We start from the raw sequence: 16,741 nt of genomic DNA, 5'->3' as shown, positions 1-16,741 counted from the left end.
CCCCGTAACCGTCTCCTCGCTCAGGGAGCGCTCATGACCCGTCAGACCCCGAGGGCGGTGGCCGCCGCCGTGCTCGCCCAGCCGTCCGCCTGCGCCGAGGCAGCCCGTCTGGCACGCCTCACCGACCGCAGTACCACGGCCGTCCGCGACGAACTCCGCCGCTGTCTGCGACAGATGGCCACCGGCCGCCGGCCCCGGTGGACGGAGCTGTTCGGCCGGATCCTGCGGTGGTGTGTGGCCGGCCGCTGGCAGGTGCACAGCACCGAACCCGAACGGCAGGCGGTCCGCCGGCTCGCCGCCTCGGGCACCGTGGTGTTCCTGCCCAGCCACCGCTCGCATGCCGACCCGCTCTTCCTGGCCCGGGTGGTGCGCCAGTGCGGTGTGCCGCGGCCCACCTGGTTCGCCGGCGACAATCTGCGCCTGCCGCTGCTGACCGGGCCGGCTCGCCGGGCCGGTGTGGTCTTCCTGCGCCGCACGCTGTCCGGTGACGAGGTGTACCGCACGGCGCTGCGCCTGTACCTGGCCTACCTGTTCGCGCAGGGGAGCCCCCTGGAGTGGTACCAGGAAGGCAGCCGGACCAGGACCGGGCTGCCGCAGCCCCCGCGGCACGGTCTGCTCACGCACGCCCTCGAAGCGGTGCGGCTGGGAGTCGGCCGCCAGGTGTGGTTCGTTCCGGTCTCGCTGACCCTTACGCCGGTCCCGGACGCCGCCCGGCTGGCGGACGAGGAGGACGGCCGCCGCAAGGCACCGGAGTCGCTGCGGTGGTTCCTGCACTACGTCCGGCAGCAGCGCCGGGCCGCGGGCCGCGTCGACGTGCGCTTCGGGACCCCGCTGGAGGCCAGTGGCTACGCGTGGGCGCCCCAGGGCGACGTCACGCGGGGGGCGCGCCTGCTCGGGCGGGATGTGACCCGTGCGGTCTGCCGCGCCACGGTCGTCACCGCCGAGGCCGTCACCGCGGTCGTCCTGACCGGCCGGTCCCCCGCCCTGACCGTTCCCGACGTGCACCGCCGGGCCCAGCCGCTGCTCGATGCCCTAGAACGGTGCACCACCGCCGCCCCGCCGCCACCGGAACTGCGCACCCAGGCCGGTGTGCGGAGCGCGCTGGAACGGCTGGCCGCCGCCGGGGCGGTCACCTTCACCGACACCGACGGGCAACCCCTCGTCCGCGCGGTGCCACGGATCGCCACCCTCCACCGCAACCAGGGAGTGCACTGGTTCTGGCCGCGTGCCGTCGCCGAGATCGCCGCACTGCGTGCCTCCCGCGTGCCCGCCCACGGCGCCTGGGAGCGGGGGGTACGGGAACTGCGTCTGCTGCTGGACCTCGTGACCTGCGGGACCGGCCTGCAGTGCGACCCGTTCCTGCTGGCGACGGCGGTCGTCGAACTGAAACGGCTGACCGTCGGCGGCGGACCGGACGACGACCGGCTGTGGACGTTCGACGAGCGGCTGCGCGGTTCGGGCCCGCTCATCGCTCCCGATGTCCTGCACGGTCTGATCACCGCGCAGGCGGTCGTCTTCCGCCAGTTGCGCCTCCATTCCGGCGGACGCCCGGTCGACCGCATGACGGTGCTCACGGCGGCCCTGTCCGATACCGGGTGGAGCGGACGTCTGCACCCGGCCGCGGCCGACGTGGCCTCACCCCACCTGTACTCCGCGATCCTCATGGACGCACAGCGGCGCGGCCTGCTCGACGCGGGCGGGGCGCAGCCCGGGCTGCGCCGGGAGCGAGCGGCAAACCTGTACAGCGCCCTGGACGACCTGCGGACGCTCACCGGACTACGGAACCGCGCCGAGGGCGGGGAGGCGCAGCAGTGACCGCCGCACCGTGCGGACCGCAGGAGACGGTCACCGGCCTGGGCCGGCTGCTGGCGGAGATCGCCGAGGCCCCCACCGGGCCGGCGACCGGGGTGTACGTGGACTTCGACGGCACCTTGATCCGCGGTCATTCCGCGCTCGCCTTCTGCCTGAACCGGATCCGGCACGGCGAGTGGCCGGCCGAGGCGTGGCGGGCCCTCACCTCGGCGTCACCCGCCCGCATCGCCGCGGACCTGCTGCGCGCCCGCTCCGGGATGGAGAACCGGGCGGCCGCCCGGCTCGGCGCCGCCGCCGCGGCGCACTGGCACGGCCGCCCGACGAGCGAGCTGCTCGCCCTGTCCGACCGGGTCTTCGCCGAGGACATCGCGCCGCGGATCGTGCGTGACATGTGGCACCTGGTGCGCGCCCACCAGGAGCGCGGGCACACCGTCGTCATCGCCACCGCCGCCGCCACCCCCCAGGCCGAACCGGTCGCCCGGGCCCTGGGCGTGCGCCACCTGCTGTGCACCCCGGTGCGGTCCGCCGGCGGACGGGTCGACGCGCGTGCGCCGTCCCCGCTGTGCGCGGGACCGGCGAAACTGGAGGCGGTCCGGGCCCACGCCGCCGATCACGGGGTGCGCCTGGCCGACAGCTTCGCCTACTGCGACGGCTACGAGGACCTGCCGCTGCTGCGGAGCGTCGGACGGCCACGCGTGATCAACCCGCGCCCGGCACTGGCCCGGGAGGCGGCCGCGCGCGGCTGGCCGGTGGTACGGCTCGCGCCACGCCGGGCGGGCGCGGCCGCGGCGCTGTTCGCGACGGGCGCCGCGGCCGGTGCGGCGGCCACGGCGCTCACCGCTTCGGCACTGGTCGGGACGGTGACGGGTGACCGCCGCCGGGCCGCGCGGACGGCACTGTCCGTGGGCAGCGATCTGGTGCTGCGCGCAGCGGGGGTGCGGGTGTCCGTCACCGGCGCGGACCACGTGTGGCGCAGGCGGCCGGCGGTGTTCGTGTCCAACCACAGCAGCCCGGTGGACGCACTGGTTCTCGCCCATCTGCTGCGCGCCGACTGGTGCGCGCTGGCCAAACAGGAGCTGTCGGACGTCGTAGGCATCGGCCACTTCCTCCGCTTCGCCGACTGTGTGTTCGTCGATCGTGGCGATCGGGAGCGGTCGGCCGCCGCGCTCGCCTCGGCGCTTGCCCGGTTGCGCCAGGGAGTGTCCGTCCTGGTGGAACCGGAGGGCACGCGGGCCCGGACACCGGACCCGGGGCCGTTCCGTACCGGCGCGTTCCGGCTGGCGGCGCGGGCGGCGGTACCGGTGGTCCCGGTCGTGATCCGCAACGCCACCGACGTCATGGCCCGGGACGGGCGGCTGGTGCGGCCGGGCCGCGTCGACGTGGCCGTGCTGCCTCCGGTGGACACGTCGGGGTGGCGGGAGGAGGACATCCGCCACCACACCGACCGCGTCCGCGACATGTTCACGGCGACCCTGCGTCACTGGCCGTCCGGTTGACGGAGTCCGGCGCCGGGCCGCCGGACGGTGGTGAGCGGACGGCGGTGCGGACTCCACGGCACGGGCCAGGTTCCGCGGAGTCTTGCGCATGTCGCGCCGGTTGTGCTGCGGTACGCGGCACACCTGGAACAACAGCGGGGTCCGGGGGCCCGGGTAGTCGAAGGTGTGCGTCACACGGCGATCGGTGCCCTCCTTCGCGGCCGTCTGCCAGCGCCGGACGTGCCCCGCGTAGTGCTTCCACGCCAGGCTCCGTCCTTCGTCGAACCCCACGACCTCGTTCGCGGCAACCCGGTGGCCCCCTCCCGCGATGACCGTGGTCCTGCCGACGGCGTCTTTCGCGCCGGACGGCTCCCGCGCTTGCCCTCGGCACGACGAGCAACCGGGCAAGCGTCTTTCGGCTCGCACCAGGCCGCCGCCGAAGGCCTGTCCTGCCCTTCGGCGGCGGTCCCGTGTCGGCCGTGCCCTTCCGGCCCACCCGTGCCAAGCACCGGGCAACGAGCTACGGCGTGGCCGTCTACGCCTCCCCCGCGCGCTCGGGCGCGAGGGGCGAAGCGGGACCGGCGGTCTCTCGCAGGGCGCGGGCCTGTGCCGCGGCGGTGATGCGTTCTTCGGCGATCCGGTCGGCGGCGGTGCCCGGCAGGATCTCCTCGGTGTCCGCGCGTCGCAGCACCGTGAGCGTGGTGTCGAAGATCCGCTCGGTCCGCTCCCGGCACCGGCTGAAGTCCGTGCCGTGGAGGGTGCCGGCGACCTGTATGGCTCCGCCCGCGTTCGCCACGTAGTCCGGGACGTAGAGGACTCCGCGGTCGGCGAGGTCGTACTCCGCTTCAGGGTAGGCCAGTTGGTTGTTGGCCGCGCCGCACACCACTTCGGCGGTGATCGCCGGGACGGTCGACTGGTCCAGGGCGCCGCCCATGGCACACGGAGCGTAGATGTCCATGCCAGAGGTCCGGACCAGCGCCGCGGTGTCCTCCGCGACGGTGATACCGGGGAACTCCCTGGTGACGGCGCGCAGCGCCGCGTCGTCGACATCGGTGACCACCACGCGGGCGCCTTCCTCGACCAGGTGTCCGACCAGGAGGCGCCCCACTTTCCCGACTCCCGCGACCCCTACCGCTTTGCCGCCGAGAGAGGCGTCGCCCCAGCGGTGCTCGGCCGCCGCCCGCATGCTCTGGAAGACGCCGTACGCCGCGAGGACGGAGGTGTCTCCCGCACCGCCGGTCCGGGAGGAGCGGCCCGGGATCCACGGACAGGCTCGTGCCACGACGTCCATGTCGGCCGTGGTGGTTCCCACGTCGCATCCGGTGATGAACCGCCCTCCCAGCGAAGCGACGGCCCGACCGTAGGCCAGTAGGAGGTCCTCGGACTTGATACGCGCGGGGTCTCCGATGATGACGGCTTTGCCACCGCCGTAGGCGAAGCCCAGCAGGGCGTTCTTGTAGGACATTCCGCGCGAGAGGTTCAGCGCGTCGGTCACGGCGTGCTCGTCGCTCGCGTAGGAGTGGAAGCGGGTACCGCCCAGGGCCGGGCCCAGGGCGGTGGAGTGGAGGGCGATGACTGCCTTGAGGCCCGAGCGGGAGTCCTGGCACACGACGACCTGTTCGTGGTCGATGGTCTCACGGCCGAAGGCGGCCAGCGGTGCGGTGAACGCGAGCGTACTCACAGTGCGAACTCCTTTGTCGTTGGGATGGCTTGGCCGGCGGAGAACCGCCGGTGGCGGGACGGCGCTCCGCGCGAGGGGCGTACGGCTTCGCCGCTGTGTACGGACCGGGCTCGGTTCATGCCAGGTCCCGGGCGAGCGCGCGGCCGGCCGAGCGGCCGGAGAAGACGCAGCCCCCGAGGAAGCCGCCTTCCAGCGCGTTGTGTCCGTGTACGCCCCCGCCGCCGAAGCCGGCCGCCTCGCCTGCGCAGTAGAGGCCGTCGAAGACCTTTCCGTCCGGCCGGAGGACCTGCGAGTCCAGGGTGGTTTGCACCCCGCCCAGGGTTTTGCGGGTCATCAGGTGCAGGCGTACCGCGTACAGCGGGCCGTGGGCGGGGTCGAGCAGGCGGTGGGGCGGAGCGACTCGCAGGACCCTGTCCAGGCAGTACTCGCGCGCGTTGCGCACGGACATCAGCTGCATGTCCTTGTAGTAGTCGTTGGACGTCTGCCGGTCCCGGGCCACGACCTCGCGTTCCACCAGGGCGAGGTCCAGTGGTGCCTGAGGGGTGAGGGCGTTCATGGCCTCCACCAGCGCGGGCAGCGTCCCGCGGGTCACGATGTCCTCGCTGTGATCGAGGAAGGCTCGGATGGTCGGGTAGGCGCTCTTCTTGAGCTGCAAGAGCATCAGCGCGGGGTTCTTGCCGGTCAGGTCGGGATTCTGCTCGGAACCCGAGAGGGCGAACTCCTTGTCCACGATCAATTGGTTCAGGATGAACCACGAGTGGGAGTGACCGGTCGACGTGATCTGCGGCATCGCCTGCAGGTTCGCGTGGCCGGGGAAGAGCGGCGGGGGCAACCGCCGCCCCTTCGCGTCCAGCCACAGCGGTGAGGGGGAGGGGATGAGCCGCACCGCGTGGCGGGGCCAGACGGGGGCCCAGTTCTCCAGGCCCTCGTTGTAGGGCCACAGGCGGTCGAGGTTGACCACTGAGCCACCGGCCCGCTCGGTGATCCGCAGCATCCGCCCGTCGACGTGCGCCGGCACACCCCTGAGCAACGACGCCGGCACCGGGCCCAGACGGTCGGTCGGCCAGTGGGCGCGCACCATGTCGAGGTTGCCGCCGATGCCACCGGACGTGACAAGCACCGTCTGCGCCCGCACCTCGAACTCCCCCGCCCGCTCACGTGAGGAGGGCACGCCTCGCGGCTCGTGCGAGGGAACCAGCACCGCACCCCGTACACCGACCGCGGTCCCGCCCTCGACGACGAGCTCGTCGACCCTGTGCCGGTAGCGGAAGGTGACCAGTCCGCGCGCGGCTGCGGCGAGCACCGGTTCGCGGAAGATCCGTACGATGTCGGGCCCGCTCCCCCAGGTGAAGTGGAAGCGGGGAACCGAGTTGCCGTGGCCGGTGGCGGTGCCCACGCCCCGTTCGGGCCAGCCGACCATGGGCACCAGGCGAAGCCCCAGCCGGCGCAGATAACGGCGCTTTTCCCCCGCGGCGAAGCCGACGTACGCCTCGGCCCATTCGCGGGCCCACCGGTCCTGGCGGTCGCGGTCGAAGCCGGCCGAGGCCAGCCAGTCGGAGAGCGCCAGCTCGTAGGAGTCCTTGATGCCCAGCAGCCTCTGCTCGGGGGTGTTGACCAGGAAGAGGCCGCCTTCCGCCCAGAACGCCTGGCCGCCGAGATTGGCTTCGTTCTCCTGTTCGACGATGAGCACGCGACGCCCTGCGCGGGTCAGCTCGTAGGTGGCCACCAGCCCGGCCAGACCCGCTCCCACGACGACGACGTCGGCGTTCTCACTCATCGCTGTCACCGCTTCGTTCCGCACCCCTGCTGTTACGGGCGAGGAAGGGGCGGACAGCCCCGAGGAGCGGGCCTGCGGACTCCTGCGGCACCATGTGCCCCGTGCAGGGAATCAGTTTCAGCTGTCCCCGGCTGAGCCGGCGACGTGCGCCGATCGCCTGCCAGAACGGCAGCATGCGGTCGTGGGTGCCCCAGGCCACCAGAATGGGCATCGGCAGTTCCGGCAGCCTGCGGACGAGGAGTTCCTTCTGCCCCAGCAGTCCGACGGAGGCGCGTTGCGAGCGCAGTGTGGTCCTCAGCGCCTCTGGGGAGGAAAGCGCCTTGACCTGGCTGGAGGTCCACCTCGGTGACATGCGCCAGGGCCGGACGGAGCCGATCACCGCCATCGACGCCACAAGCAGCCTGGGACCGCAGGGAAGTACGGGGACCAGCCACCGGGTCAGATCTCCCAGCGGTGTCACCGACTGCACCACCATGGCGGGGTTGACGGCGTGGCCCATCCCGGAGGAGCTGATCAGCACCAGAGCGGGTATGTGCGTCGGCCGCTGCAAGGCCATGTGGACGGCTATCGAACCCCCCAGTGAGTGCCCCATGACCGCGGGGCGCTCCGCGTGGACGCGGTGGGCGAACTTCCACGCGAACGCCGCCATGGCGGCGGGACTGGCGTCGGAGATCGGCTCGGTGTAGCCGTAGCCCGGCATGTCGACGGCGATGACCCGGTGGCTGCCGGCCAGGCCGCCGAGGACGCGGTCCCATTCCTCGGAGACACCACCCTCGCCGTGCAGCAGCAGCACGGGGCTGCCTCTGCCGGCCGCCAGATAGCGGGTCCGTGTTCCCGCCACGTCGGTCCAGTGCTCTTCCACTGCCCGCTCGTACGCGGCGGTGGATGTTTTCATGTCGTCTCCTGGTTCTCGCTTCCGGTACGGCAGGAAAGTACGGAGGTACTGCCGCCGCCGGCCGCCGCCCGCGCCATCTCCGTTCGGACGGTCGGCTAGAGGGACCGTATTCACGACTCGCGTCGTGTCGGCAGGCATGCACCGCAGCACTGGTGGTGCGGGGATGTCTGTCGCGCATGCCTGTTCGCGTCAGGATTCCGCGCGTGCGCGGCGGAACCGGCATCGCAGGCTCTTCCCGTTTTGCACCACGTAACTCAAGACTCCCGCCGTACGGAAGGTCCATCGTGCCGGTGCACGCGAGCCCGACCGTGCACCAGGCATACACGCTTGGCAATCCACACATCTCGTACCGGTCGTGGCACCGGCGCGCCGAGAACCTCGGTGGAACGTTAATGCGGTTTGTTGCCCGCATCCAGATGAATACCCCTTTCTCTCCAGTCACGATGACGCCTCGGTCCACGCATGCCGTACGGCCTGTTCAAGCCTCCTCACACCCCGAGTGAGCTTATGGTGGATGCGCACTCCCTTTGCATCCTTGCGCCCCCTGCGCGCTCTGTGCACAGGCGCGTACGCGGTTCCGTCGCACTAGCGAACGCACTCTTTGCGTACGCCATTCCAACAGCACGCCCGCATTGCAGAGTTGACCCGGACCGCTCCCTGCCGTGCACTTGTACGGGCAGCCTGGGATTTTCGGTGGACCGCCTGGAGGGACCACACTGCGGATAAACAGTGTGCCGAGTTCCGCCCATGGAAGGCGCGGCAGCAATCCGATAAGCGCAGACCTGACGCGGCTTCAAGGCGCTGCCATAAGCGTCGATCGCCGTAGCGCAGTACCGCACTACCGCCGACGGGAAACCGTGCGCCATTACAGCTGTTCCGGATGCCAACCATTCACGTTCTCGCACACAAATCGTGCGACAGAGGTGGCAGGTGTGCGGTGAACGACCGGAGAGCCAGGCAGATCTTTCCTCAGGAAAGGGGACATGGTCAATGGTCGAGCGATCACGTACCAGCCGGGAGGCGAACGAACGGCTGCGGGCGGTGATGGAGGAAGCAGGGTGCTCCAGTACCGGGCTCGCCCGCCGGGTCAACCTCTGCGGTGCCGAGCACGGCCTCGATCTGCGCTACGACAAGACATCGGTCGCTCGCTGGCTTCGCGGCCAGCAGCCGCGCGGCCGGGTGCCGGCTGTCATCGCTATGGCGTTGGAGCGCAAGCTGGGCCGCCTGGTGACCGTCGAGGAGATCGGGATGAAGCCCGCCCCGGGGTCGGCCTCCGCCGTGGGGCTCCGTTTCGAGCCGGATCTGCTCGACGCTCTCCAGCAGGCGTGCGCCCTGTGGCGCAGTGACGCCAACCACGTGGAGTCGCTGTCCGGAACGGGACTGGCGACTTCTGTGCTCGTTCAGGCCAGCCGCGACTGGCTGATCTCGGACCTGGACCCCGCTCCCACGAACCAGGGACCCCACGCGGTCGGGTCCGGGGACGTCGAGGCGATACGCGCGACGACGTCCGCGTTCGCCGACCTCGATCACCGTTTCGGCGGCGGCCACACCCGGCAGGTCACCGTGCTCTACCTCCACACTGTCGTCGCCGGACTCTTGATGGGCGCCTACGACGAGCCGACCGGGCGTCAACTGCTCAGCGCCGTCGCCCGCTTGAGCGAGCTCGCCGGTTACATGGCCGTCGACAGCGGTCTGCTGGGGCTCGCCCAGCGCTACTACATCCAGGCACTGCGTCTGGCACAGGCCGCCGGCGACCGCGGCTTCGGCGGTTACGTGCTGGCGGGCGGCATGAGCCAAGTGGCTCTTGCCATGGGCAACCCACGAGAGACGGTGCAACTGGGGCGAGTAGCACGCGAGGGCACGGGGGGACACGTCACCGCTCCGGCCCGTGCGCTCTTCCACCTGACCGAAGCGCGTGGTTACGCCCTCCTGGGAGACCAGCCGGCCTGCGAGCACGCCGCGGGAGAAGCCAGGAAGGCGCTGAAGGAGCAGGCGTCCGGAGAGGAGCCGGACTGGGCCGTCCACATCGACCGAGGCTACCTGGCGGAACAACTGGCCCGCTGCTACCACGATCTCAACCAGCCGGCCGCCGCATTACGCTGGGCGGAAGAGTCGCTGCGCGGCATCTCACCTCAGCGGCCCCGGCGGCGCGCGCTCAGGCTGCTGTTGACGGCTTCGGCGCACCTGCGGCTCGGTCACGTGGAAGAAAGCTGCGCCACCGCTCTCGAGGCCGTGGACGCTCTCGGCCGGACGCGCTCGGCCCGATGTTCCAGTGAGCTGGCCGACTTCCGCGACCGGCTCGAGGCACTGGGCCTGCGGGCGGAAGCCCGTCTGCTGCCCGTTCCCGAACAGGCTGGCTGACAGAGGTACCGACACGGGAAGAACGGACCCGGCCGGCCGTCCGGCCGGGTTCCTCACCGGCCGGACGGCCGAGGTCTCCCAAAAGCCGCAGATAGTGAGTCGACGACGGGTGACAGGGCTGTCACGGGACCCACCTTGCCCGGTCGGGCCGGTTGATGAGCATGCGCACCATGGCCGGGGGGATGTCGTCCTTGGCGGTGAAGGCTTCTATCAGCACCAGGCGGTCGGGGGTGGCCGCGGCACGGGCCAGAGCCCGGTCCAGTCCGGCTGTCGAGCGGGCCCTCAGCACGAGCGGGTCGCGGACGCCGACAGCCGCGGGCAGCTTGGGCCAGTGCCAGCGGGAGATGTCGTTGTACACGGCCCGCAGGCCGTGAGTGGCCCGTTCGATGGTGTAGCCATGGTTGTTGACCAGGACCACGATGGGCTTGAGGTGGTGGCGGCCGATGGTGCCGAGTTCCTGGACGGTGGGCTGGGCGGCGCCGTCGCCGATGACCAGCAGCCCGCGCCGCGCGGATCGGCGAGTTGCGTTCCTAGCAGTGCGGGCAGGCCGTAACCGATGGAGCCCCAGAACGGTTGCCCGATGAACCGTGCCCCGCGAGGGAAGCGGTGACCGACGATGCCCAGGAGGGGAGTGCCGTCGTCCGCTATCACCGTGTGGTGGGGTTCCACGGCGGAACCCACCGCCTCCCACAGATAGGACTGGGTCAGTGGCAGCCCCAGCGGCGACGCTCGTCGCAGCAGGGTGGCGGCCGATCGCCCGGCCGCTGTCACGGATCCGCTCAGGCCTGTCAACGCGGCCCCCAGTCCCCGGCTTCCGGCGGCGGGGACCGGGGCAGCAGGGCGACCGCCGACCAGTTCCGTCAGTACGGTCAAGGCGGTTGCCAGCGGGACGCCGGGGAAGGTCCGGCCGTCCACCTTCGCGGTCCAGGGGCCCAGGTCGATGCCTGCCTCGGCGTCGAAGCCGTGCGTGAACTTCCCGGTCGTGGAGTCGGCGAGCAGCACGCCCGCCCGGATGAGAAGGTCCGCGCCGTCGATGGCGGCGCGCACCGGCCGTTCGCTCATGGCGCCGGAGTACACGCCCAGGAAGCCGGGGGCGCTTTCGTCCACGACGGTCTTGCCGGTCGCCAGGACCGCGTGGGGAAGGGAACCGGCGGTCAGGAAGCGGGCCAGTTCGTCGCGGGCGTGGAACCGGTCGACGAGGAAGTCCGCCAGGACGGCGACGGTGTCCGCGGTGGCGAGCCGGGCCCGGGCCGCGGTGCGGAAGGCTTCGACGCCGTCCTTTTCCACAGTTGGTCGGTCGTCGGCGGCCGACGGCCGCCACGGTGGGGCGGGAGCGAGGGCGACGTCGCGGGGCACGCGCAGGTATCCGGGCCGGCTCTCGCGCAGACAAGCGCCGAGCACCCGGTCGATCTCGGACACGGCGTTGTCGGGGCGCAGCACGGCGTGGGCGCAGACCACCTCCCGGTGGGCGCGGGCGAACCGGTCGAAGTCCCCGTCCCCCATGGAGTGGTGTACCACGGCCTTGTCCCGTTCCGTGGCCTGCGTCGGTCCGACGGCGATGTGGAGCAGCGGCAGACGCTCGGCGTAGGCGCCGGCCACCCCGTTGATCGCGCTCAGCTCGCCTACGCCGAAAGTGGTCAGGAGCGCTCCGAAACCGCGGGTGCGGGCGTAGGCGTCGGCGGCGTAGGCGGCGCCCAGTTCGCTCGCCGTACCGATCCACCTCACGTCCGGGTGGGCGACCACACGGTCCAGCACCTTCAGGTTGTAGTCGCCGGCCATGCCGAACAGGTGCCGCACGCCGAGGGCGTGGAGACGGTCGAGGAGATGGTCCATCACGGTGGTTCCCGCGACGGCGGGCTTGGGGATCATGGTGGGTTCCCTTCATGCGTTGACGAGTGCGCCGGGCGCGAGAACGGCCCGCCGGCGTGTTGTTGGTTCCCGGCGGACCGTTCGGGCGCGGAGTCCGGCCGGTGAGAAGGCCCGGTGGTAGTCGGACGGCTGGGCCGGGGCGACCGGGGCTCCGCTCCGCTCAGTACCGGCGCGCGGCGGGCCGAGGTTTCCCACTGGATCGGCGGCCGGCGGTCGAGCAGACGCGCCGAGAGGCCCGTCGGAAGCCGCGCACGTGCTCGCCACCGTAGGGCTGCGTGGGCGGTGGCCGGCAGGCAGGCGGCGGGGGCATCGGACGTGCGAGGGTGCGCGCATGCTCGTTCGGTGGCACCCCTGAGGTGCGCGTCGCGGCGACCGTCACCATGTGCGACGTATGGCCCCAGTGCGGGGCGTTCCGCCCATGTCATGATGGCCGGCCATGGGAGCGAAGCTGTCACGGCGTCTGGTACCGGATCCGTTGTGGGACCTGGTCGCACCGCTGATCCCCGAGTTCTCTCCGCGCCGGCAGGGCGGCGGCACGGTCCCGCTGGACGGCCGGAACACCTTCACCGCCGTGGTGTACGTACTGACCTGCGATTGCGCCTGGCAGCGCCTGCCGTCGTCGTTCGGGGTCTCCCCGGCGACGGCGCACCGGCGTTTCGCCGCGTGGACCAGGGCGGGCCTGTGGCCGCGCCTGCGCCGCGCGGTGTTGGAGAACCGCGGTCTCGGCGGTGACCAGGAATGGGCCGCGACCATCGTCGAAGCGGCGTTGGACCGGGGAAGGCGGTCTCCCGCCGTCTGACGGCGACCGGCGGACCGGGCGGTGCGGACGCGGTCGCCCCCGCAGGGCGGCACCGGTCCGTACGGCTCGCCGCGGACGCCCGGTCCCCCGCCCCCGGGGCAGCGCGGCGGGCGGGGAGGGCGCCGGAGCCGGAGTCACGTCGCGGACGTGGTGGTACTGGAGTGCTTGCCCAGGTGGACGACGTCGAGACGGCCGTGGGTGTACTGGTCCTGGATACCGCGCTTGTCGTACTTGCCCACTGAGGTCTTCGGGGGCGCCGCGATGATCGCCCAGCGTTCCGGAACCATCCAGGCGTCGACGTGCCGGGCCAGGAAGTCACGCAGTTCCGTCAGATCGAGGTCGGTGCCCCGGCGCGGCGACACCGCGGCCAGGGGGCGCTCTCCCCAGCGTTCGTCGGGCACCGCGACCACGACCGCCTCGGCCACCGCGGGGTGCTCCAGCAAGGCGTGCTCCAGGACCACACTGGAGATGTACTCGCCTCCGGACTTGATGACGTCCTTGGCCCGGTCGGTGAGGGTGAGGAACCCGTCCGGGGATATCCGGCCGACGTCGCCGGTCCTCAGCCAGCCGTCCGGGGTGAAGCTCTCCGCCGGCCGGACCGGCGGGGCCCCGGCGGCGCCGCCGTAGTAGGAAGAGGTCACGCAGGGACCGCACACTTGCAGCTCACCGGTGCCGGCACCGTCGTTCGGCACCGGATTGCCGTCCGCGTCGGCGAGCCGGAACCGTACCGACACCGGAAACTGACCCTGGCTGACGCGATAGGCCCAGGCCTCGTCGGGTTCCGCCCCCGCGGGCGGCAGCGCCCTGGTGACCAGCGAGGTGGTCTCCGTCATCCCCCAGGCGTGCAGGAGCTCGACGGAGTGCCTGTCCCGGTAGGCGGTCATCAAGGCCGGCGGGCACGCGGCTCCGCCCACCAGCCCCCGGCGCAGGCTCGCGGTGTCGTAGGTGCGTGCGTCGAGTTCCTCCAGGAGGGAGGCCCAGACGGTGGGCACGGCGGCGGCGAACGTCGGCCGTCCCTGCTCGATCATGCGCGCCAGTGACGCGGGCTGGGGGAACCGGTCGGCCAGTAACAGACCGGCGCCGGAGAAGAACGCGACGTGCGGAATGGTCCAGCCGTTCACGTGGAACATCGGGGCGATGGGGAACAGGACCGCGCGCGGGGTGAGGTCGTAGCGGTCCGGCGCCGCCACCTGAAGGCAGTGCAGATAAAGCGCCCGGTGGCTGTAGACCACCCCCTTGGGGTTCCCCGTGGTGCCGGAGGTGTAGCACATGGTCGCCGCCGTCCGTTCGTCCAGGTCCTCCTCCCAGGGGTAGTCGGTGGGCCGGTCGGCGATCAGCTCCTCGTAGTCGTGCACCTGGCCGGTGAACCCGGTCAGCGCCTCCCGGCCGCCGGGGCCGGCGACGACGATGTGCCGCACCCGGCCGTTCAGCTCCGGCAGCACGGGGGCCAGCGCCCGGGCGAGCCCCGCGTCCAGGAAGACGATTTCGTCTCCCGCGTGCTGGATGACGTAGGCCAGTTGCCGGGCCGGCATGCGTACGTTGAGCGGATGCAGGACCGCCCCCATCGCGGGCACGGCGAGGAACAGTTCCAGGTGACGGGCGTTGTTCCACATGAACGTGCCGATGACGCTCTGCTCGCTGTCCGGCCGGGTGCCGGTACGCGCCCCCAGCCGGTCCCGGAGGGCGTGGGCCAGCCGGGCGGCACGCTCGCCCACCTCCGCGTAACTCCTGCGGTCGAGCCCCTCCCCGTTCCACGTCGCCACGGTGGAAGCGCCCTGGACGGTGGAGCCGTATCGCAGGACACGGCCGATCGTCAACGGGACATCGGACATGGTGCTGTGCATGGCGGCCTCCAGATCGGGTTCACGTCGCCTTGGGGGGTGCCGGTTCGCCCGGCCCCCGCGATTCCGTACCGCCGGAAGATATGCCCGGACCGCATATCCTGTCGTCTCCCTCAACCTGTCTTACGTGGCTGCCGCCCAGAGGCTTTGGGGACGCCTTGTGATCAGCCAATTCGCTGGGGAAGCGATGCTTTTCCGGACCGGCGAGAATTTCGGGGACCACCGGTTCCAGCAGCTCCCGCAGTCGGTGAACTCCCGGTGAAGAAGCGGCGGGACACACCTGGGAAAGAGGACGACGCCCAGTCCACGTGAGATACGCACCGGTTATCGCATTGGTGGCGCGAAGCATGCACTCAGCGGATCCGCGCGTCCGCGACGCTCCTTGTGCTTCCGCCGTCGGTGAACTGACACCGAGGCCCGCGGTGCACGCCTGCCGATGGACGCCGCGCGTCTCTACATTCCTTTCCAGGCTCCGAACCAGCCCGGTCCCCGTCCCTGTCCGCGCGGTCACGGCGACGGGACCGCCTTTTCCGCCCCCACAGGACGACCGTCCCGGCAAGGAGAGACAACCGTGAGCCCATGCGGCAGCGAGCCCTACGCCTATGACGAGGAGCGCGCCATCACAGGACGGTGGGCCAAGACGGCTCGCGCCCTCCGCTCGGTGCGGCGGGAAGTCCCCGGGTCGGGCGGGCCCGGCCCGGACCCCGGTGACCAGCGCTTCACGGATCCCGCCTGGAGCTCCGATGCGTGCTACCGCCTCGTCCTGAACGGCTACCTGTCTTGGCGCCGGCTCCTCATGGCCGCCGCCGAGGCGCCCGGCCTGGCGGCCCACCGTCGCCGGCAGGCGGAGTTCCTCGCCCAGAACCTCACCGAGGCCCTGGCTCCCACGAACACGCTCGTCGGGAATCCCGCCGCCCTGCGCCGCGCCCTGCACACCCGGGGTGCGAGCCTGGCCAAGGGAACGGGCAACTTCCTGGACGACGCCGTACGACGTCGTGGGCGCCCGGCCAAGATGCCACCGGGCGCGTACCGCCTGGGCGAGAATCTGGCCGCCACTCCCGGACGCGTGGTGTACCGCAACGAGCTGATGGAAGTGCTCCAGTACGAGCCGCGTACCGCCCAGGTGCACCAGGTGCCCCTCCTGCTGATCCCCGCTTGGGTGAACAAGTACTACATATATGACCTGGCTCCCGGGCGCAGTCTGGTCGAGTGGGCCGTCCAGGCCGGTTTCACGGTGTTCGCCATCAGCCTGCGCAATCCCGGTCCGGACCAGAACGCGTTCACGCTCGACGAGTACGTTGAGCAAGGCCCCTTGCGGGCCATGGATGTCGTCCGGGAGATCACACGGTCGCCTCAAGCGCATGTGGTAGGTGTGTGCGCCGGCGGGATACTCGCGGCGTCGCTCGCCGCCTGGTATGCGGCAGGCGGTCAGTCGAGGGTGGCGACCGTGACCCTTTTGATGTCCGCCCTGGACTATCCGCGACCGGACACCGGCGAAAAGCCGTCAGCAGCGGAGATGAGGATGCTCACCCGCCTGCTGTCCAACCGTGAGGGTCTTGTCGACGGGCGCAGGATCAGTCTTCTCTTCGACCTGCTCCGCCCCAGGGACACCATATGGCAACCGATGGTCGCAGGGTGGCTCCTGGGTGAAAGGCCGCGGCCCTTCGACATCTGGGCATGGAGCGAGGACGGCATAGACGTCTCCCGAGCCCTGTTCGATCAATCGCTGCACATGGCGGTGGACAACACTCTGGCCCGCGGCCGGCTTCGTATCAAAGGCAGGCCCATCGACCTCTCGACCGTCACACAGGACGCCTTCGTCGTGGCGGCCGTGCGCGATCACATCGTTCCATGGGAAACGGTCTACAACAGCGCTCGACTGCTCGGCGGTGACGTCGGCTTCCATCTCATTCCATCCGGACACGTCGGCAGCCTGATCAGTCCACCACGTCCTGCCGCCGCCTACCGCACCAGCCACGGCGCGCTGCCCGCCGATCCGGAGGACTGGTTGTCAGCCTCCTTCCAGCAGCACGGCTCCTGGTGGACGGAGTGGACCCGGTGGCTCGCTCCCCGCTCGGGCCCGCAGGTCGCAAGCCGCGCCCCCGGAAGCCCGCGGTACCCGGCCGCCGAGTCGGCACCCGGGTCCTACGTACGGTCCACGTGACGGCGGCAAGTGCACCGGCCCCGCTCGTCCGTCCCGGACCGCTCGATCCCGCAACGCTTCTCCGAGA

General features: G+C 71.3%; 10 protein-coding genes and 1 pseudogene. 5 read left to right on the top strand and 6 right to left on the bottom strand.

Annotation, left to right across the window (positions count from 1 at the left end; translation table 11 throughout):
• Positions 1-33 precede the first annotated feature (33 nt).
• Positions 34-1,815: a 1-acyl-sn-glycerol-3-phosphate acyltransferase gene (locus ACSURM_RS37045; RefSeq protein WP_436960518.1), complete on the top strand. Its 1,782-nt coding sequence runs from the start codon at positions 34-36 to the stop codon at positions 1,813-1,815.
• Entirely contained in the window at positions 1,812-3,308 is a 1,497-nt protein-coding gene (locus ACSURM_RS37040) for an HAD-IB family hydrolase (protein WP_436960516.1), read from the top strand. Before ACSURM_RS37045 ends, ACSURM_RS37040 begins: the two co-directional genes overlap by 4 nt.
• A gap of 514 nt (positions 3,309-3,822) precedes the next feature.
• Here ACSURM_RS37040 and ACSURM_RS37035 read toward each other — a convergent pair.
• The 3 genes from ACSURM_RS37035 to ACSURM_RS37025 form a co-directional block, all read right to left on the bottom strand.
• On the bottom strand, positions 3,823-4,968 hold the full coding sequence (locus ACSURM_RS37035) for a Leu/Phe/Val dehydrogenase (protein ID WP_436960514.1): 1,146 nt from the start codon (positions 4,966-4,968) through the stop codon (positions 3,823-3,825).
• Positions 4,969-5,083: 115 nt separating this feature from the next.
• Positions 5,084-6,745: an FAD-binding dehydrogenase gene (locus ACSURM_RS37030; RefSeq protein WP_436960512.1), complete on the bottom strand. Its 1,662-nt coding sequence runs from the start codon at positions 6,743-6,745 to the stop codon at positions 5,084-5,086.
• Positions 6,738-7,640 carry an alpha/beta fold hydrolase gene (locus tag ACSURM_RS37025; protein WP_436960510.1) on the bottom strand — a complete coding sequence of 301 codons (903 nt, stop codon included), beginning with the start codon at positions 7,638-7,640 and terminating at the stop codon, positions 6,738-6,740. Before ACSURM_RS37025 ends, ACSURM_RS37030 begins: the two co-directional genes overlap by 8 nt.
• Positions 7,641-8,630: 990 nt before the next feature.
• Between ACSURM_RS37025 and ACSURM_RS37020 the strand changes: the two genes are divergently transcribed.
• Positions 8,631-10,001 (top strand): transcriptional regulator, encoded by a 1,371-nt coding sequence (locus ACSURM_RS37020; protein ID WP_436960508.1) that lies wholly within the window; start codon positions 8,631-8,633, stop codon positions 9,999-10,001.
• Positions 10,002-10,122: 121 nt separating this feature from the next.
• On the opposite strand, the gene ACSURM_RS37015 is transcribed toward ACSURM_RS37020, so the two are convergent.
• Together ACSURM_RS37015 and ACSURM_RS37010 are read right to left on the bottom strand one after the other, a co-directional pair.
• Positions 10,123-10,692 carry a thiamine pyrophosphate-dependent enzyme gene (locus ACSURM_RS37015; RefSeq protein ID WP_436961262.1) on the bottom strand — a complete coding sequence of 190 codons (570 nt, stop codon included), beginning with the start codon at positions 10,690-10,692 and terminating at the stop codon, positions 10,123-10,125.
• Between the two features lie 269 nt (positions 10,693-10,961).
• A pseudogene (locus ACSURM_RS37010) lies at positions 10,962-11,834 on the bottom strand (thiamine pyrophosphate-binding protein); the annotation flags it as partial.
• A gap of 472 nt (positions 11,835-12,306) precedes the next feature.
• On the opposite strand from ACSURM_RS37010, the gene ACSURM_RS37005 reads away from it, so the two are divergent.
• Entirely contained in the window at positions 12,307-12,669 is a 363-nt protein-coding gene (locus ACSURM_RS37005) for a transposase (protein ID WP_436960506.1), read from the top strand.
• A 134-nt stretch (positions 12,670-12,803) separates the two neighbouring features.
• Here the strand turns inward: ACSURM_RS37005 and ACSURM_RS37000 are convergent, their stop codons facing one another.
• Positions 12,804-14,513 carry a long-chain-fatty-acid--CoA ligase gene (locus ACSURM_RS37000; protein ID WP_436960504.1) on the bottom strand — a complete coding sequence of 570 codons (1,710 nt, stop codon included), beginning with the start codon at positions 14,511-14,513 and terminating at the stop codon, positions 12,804-12,806.
• A gap of 568 nt (positions 14,514-15,081) precedes the next feature.
• Here ACSURM_RS37000 and ACSURM_RS36995 point away from each other — a divergent pair.
• Positions 15,082-16,674: a PHA/PHB synthase family protein gene (locus ACSURM_RS36995; protein WP_436960502.1), complete on the top strand. Its 1,593-nt coding sequence runs from the start codon at positions 15,082-15,084 to the stop codon at positions 16,672-16,674.
• Positions 16,675-16,741 lie beyond the last annotated feature (67 nt).

It is taken from the genome of Streptomyces sp. SudanB182_2057, assembly GCF_964272715.1.
GTDB lineage: Bacteria > Actinomycetota > Actinomycetes > Streptomycetales > Streptomycetaceae > Streptomyces > Streptomyces rubradiris.
This window is presented reverse-complemented; position numbering and strand designations above follow the sequence as displayed.

Bases quoted from the DNA above. Each gene is read 5' to 3' on its own strand.
- ACSURM_RS37020 (WP_436960508.1), top strand. From the start codon at position 8,631: ATGGTCGAGCGATCACGTACCAGCCGGGAGGCGAACGAACGGCTGCGG.
- ACSURM_RS37005 (WP_436960506.1), top strand. From the start codon at position 12,307: ATGGGAGCGAAGCTGTCACGGCGTCTGGTACCGGATCCGTTGTGGGAC.
- ACSURM_RS37030 (WP_436960512.1), bottom strand. From the start codon at position 6,745: ATGAGTGAGAACGCCGACGTCGTCGTCGTGGGAGCGGGTCTGGCCGGG.
- ACSURM_RS37000 (WP_436960504.1), bottom strand. From the start codon at position 14,513: ATGCACAGCACCATGTCCGATGTCCCGTTGACGATCGGCCGTGTCCTG.
- ACSURM_RS37025 (WP_436960510.1), bottom strand. From the start codon at position 7,640: ATGAAAACATCCACCGCCGCGTACGAGCGGGCAGTGGAAGAGCACTGG.
- ACSURM_RS37045 (WP_436960518.1), top strand. From the start codon at position 34: ATGACCCGTCAGACCCCGAGGGCGGTGGCCGCCGCCGTGCTCGCCCAG.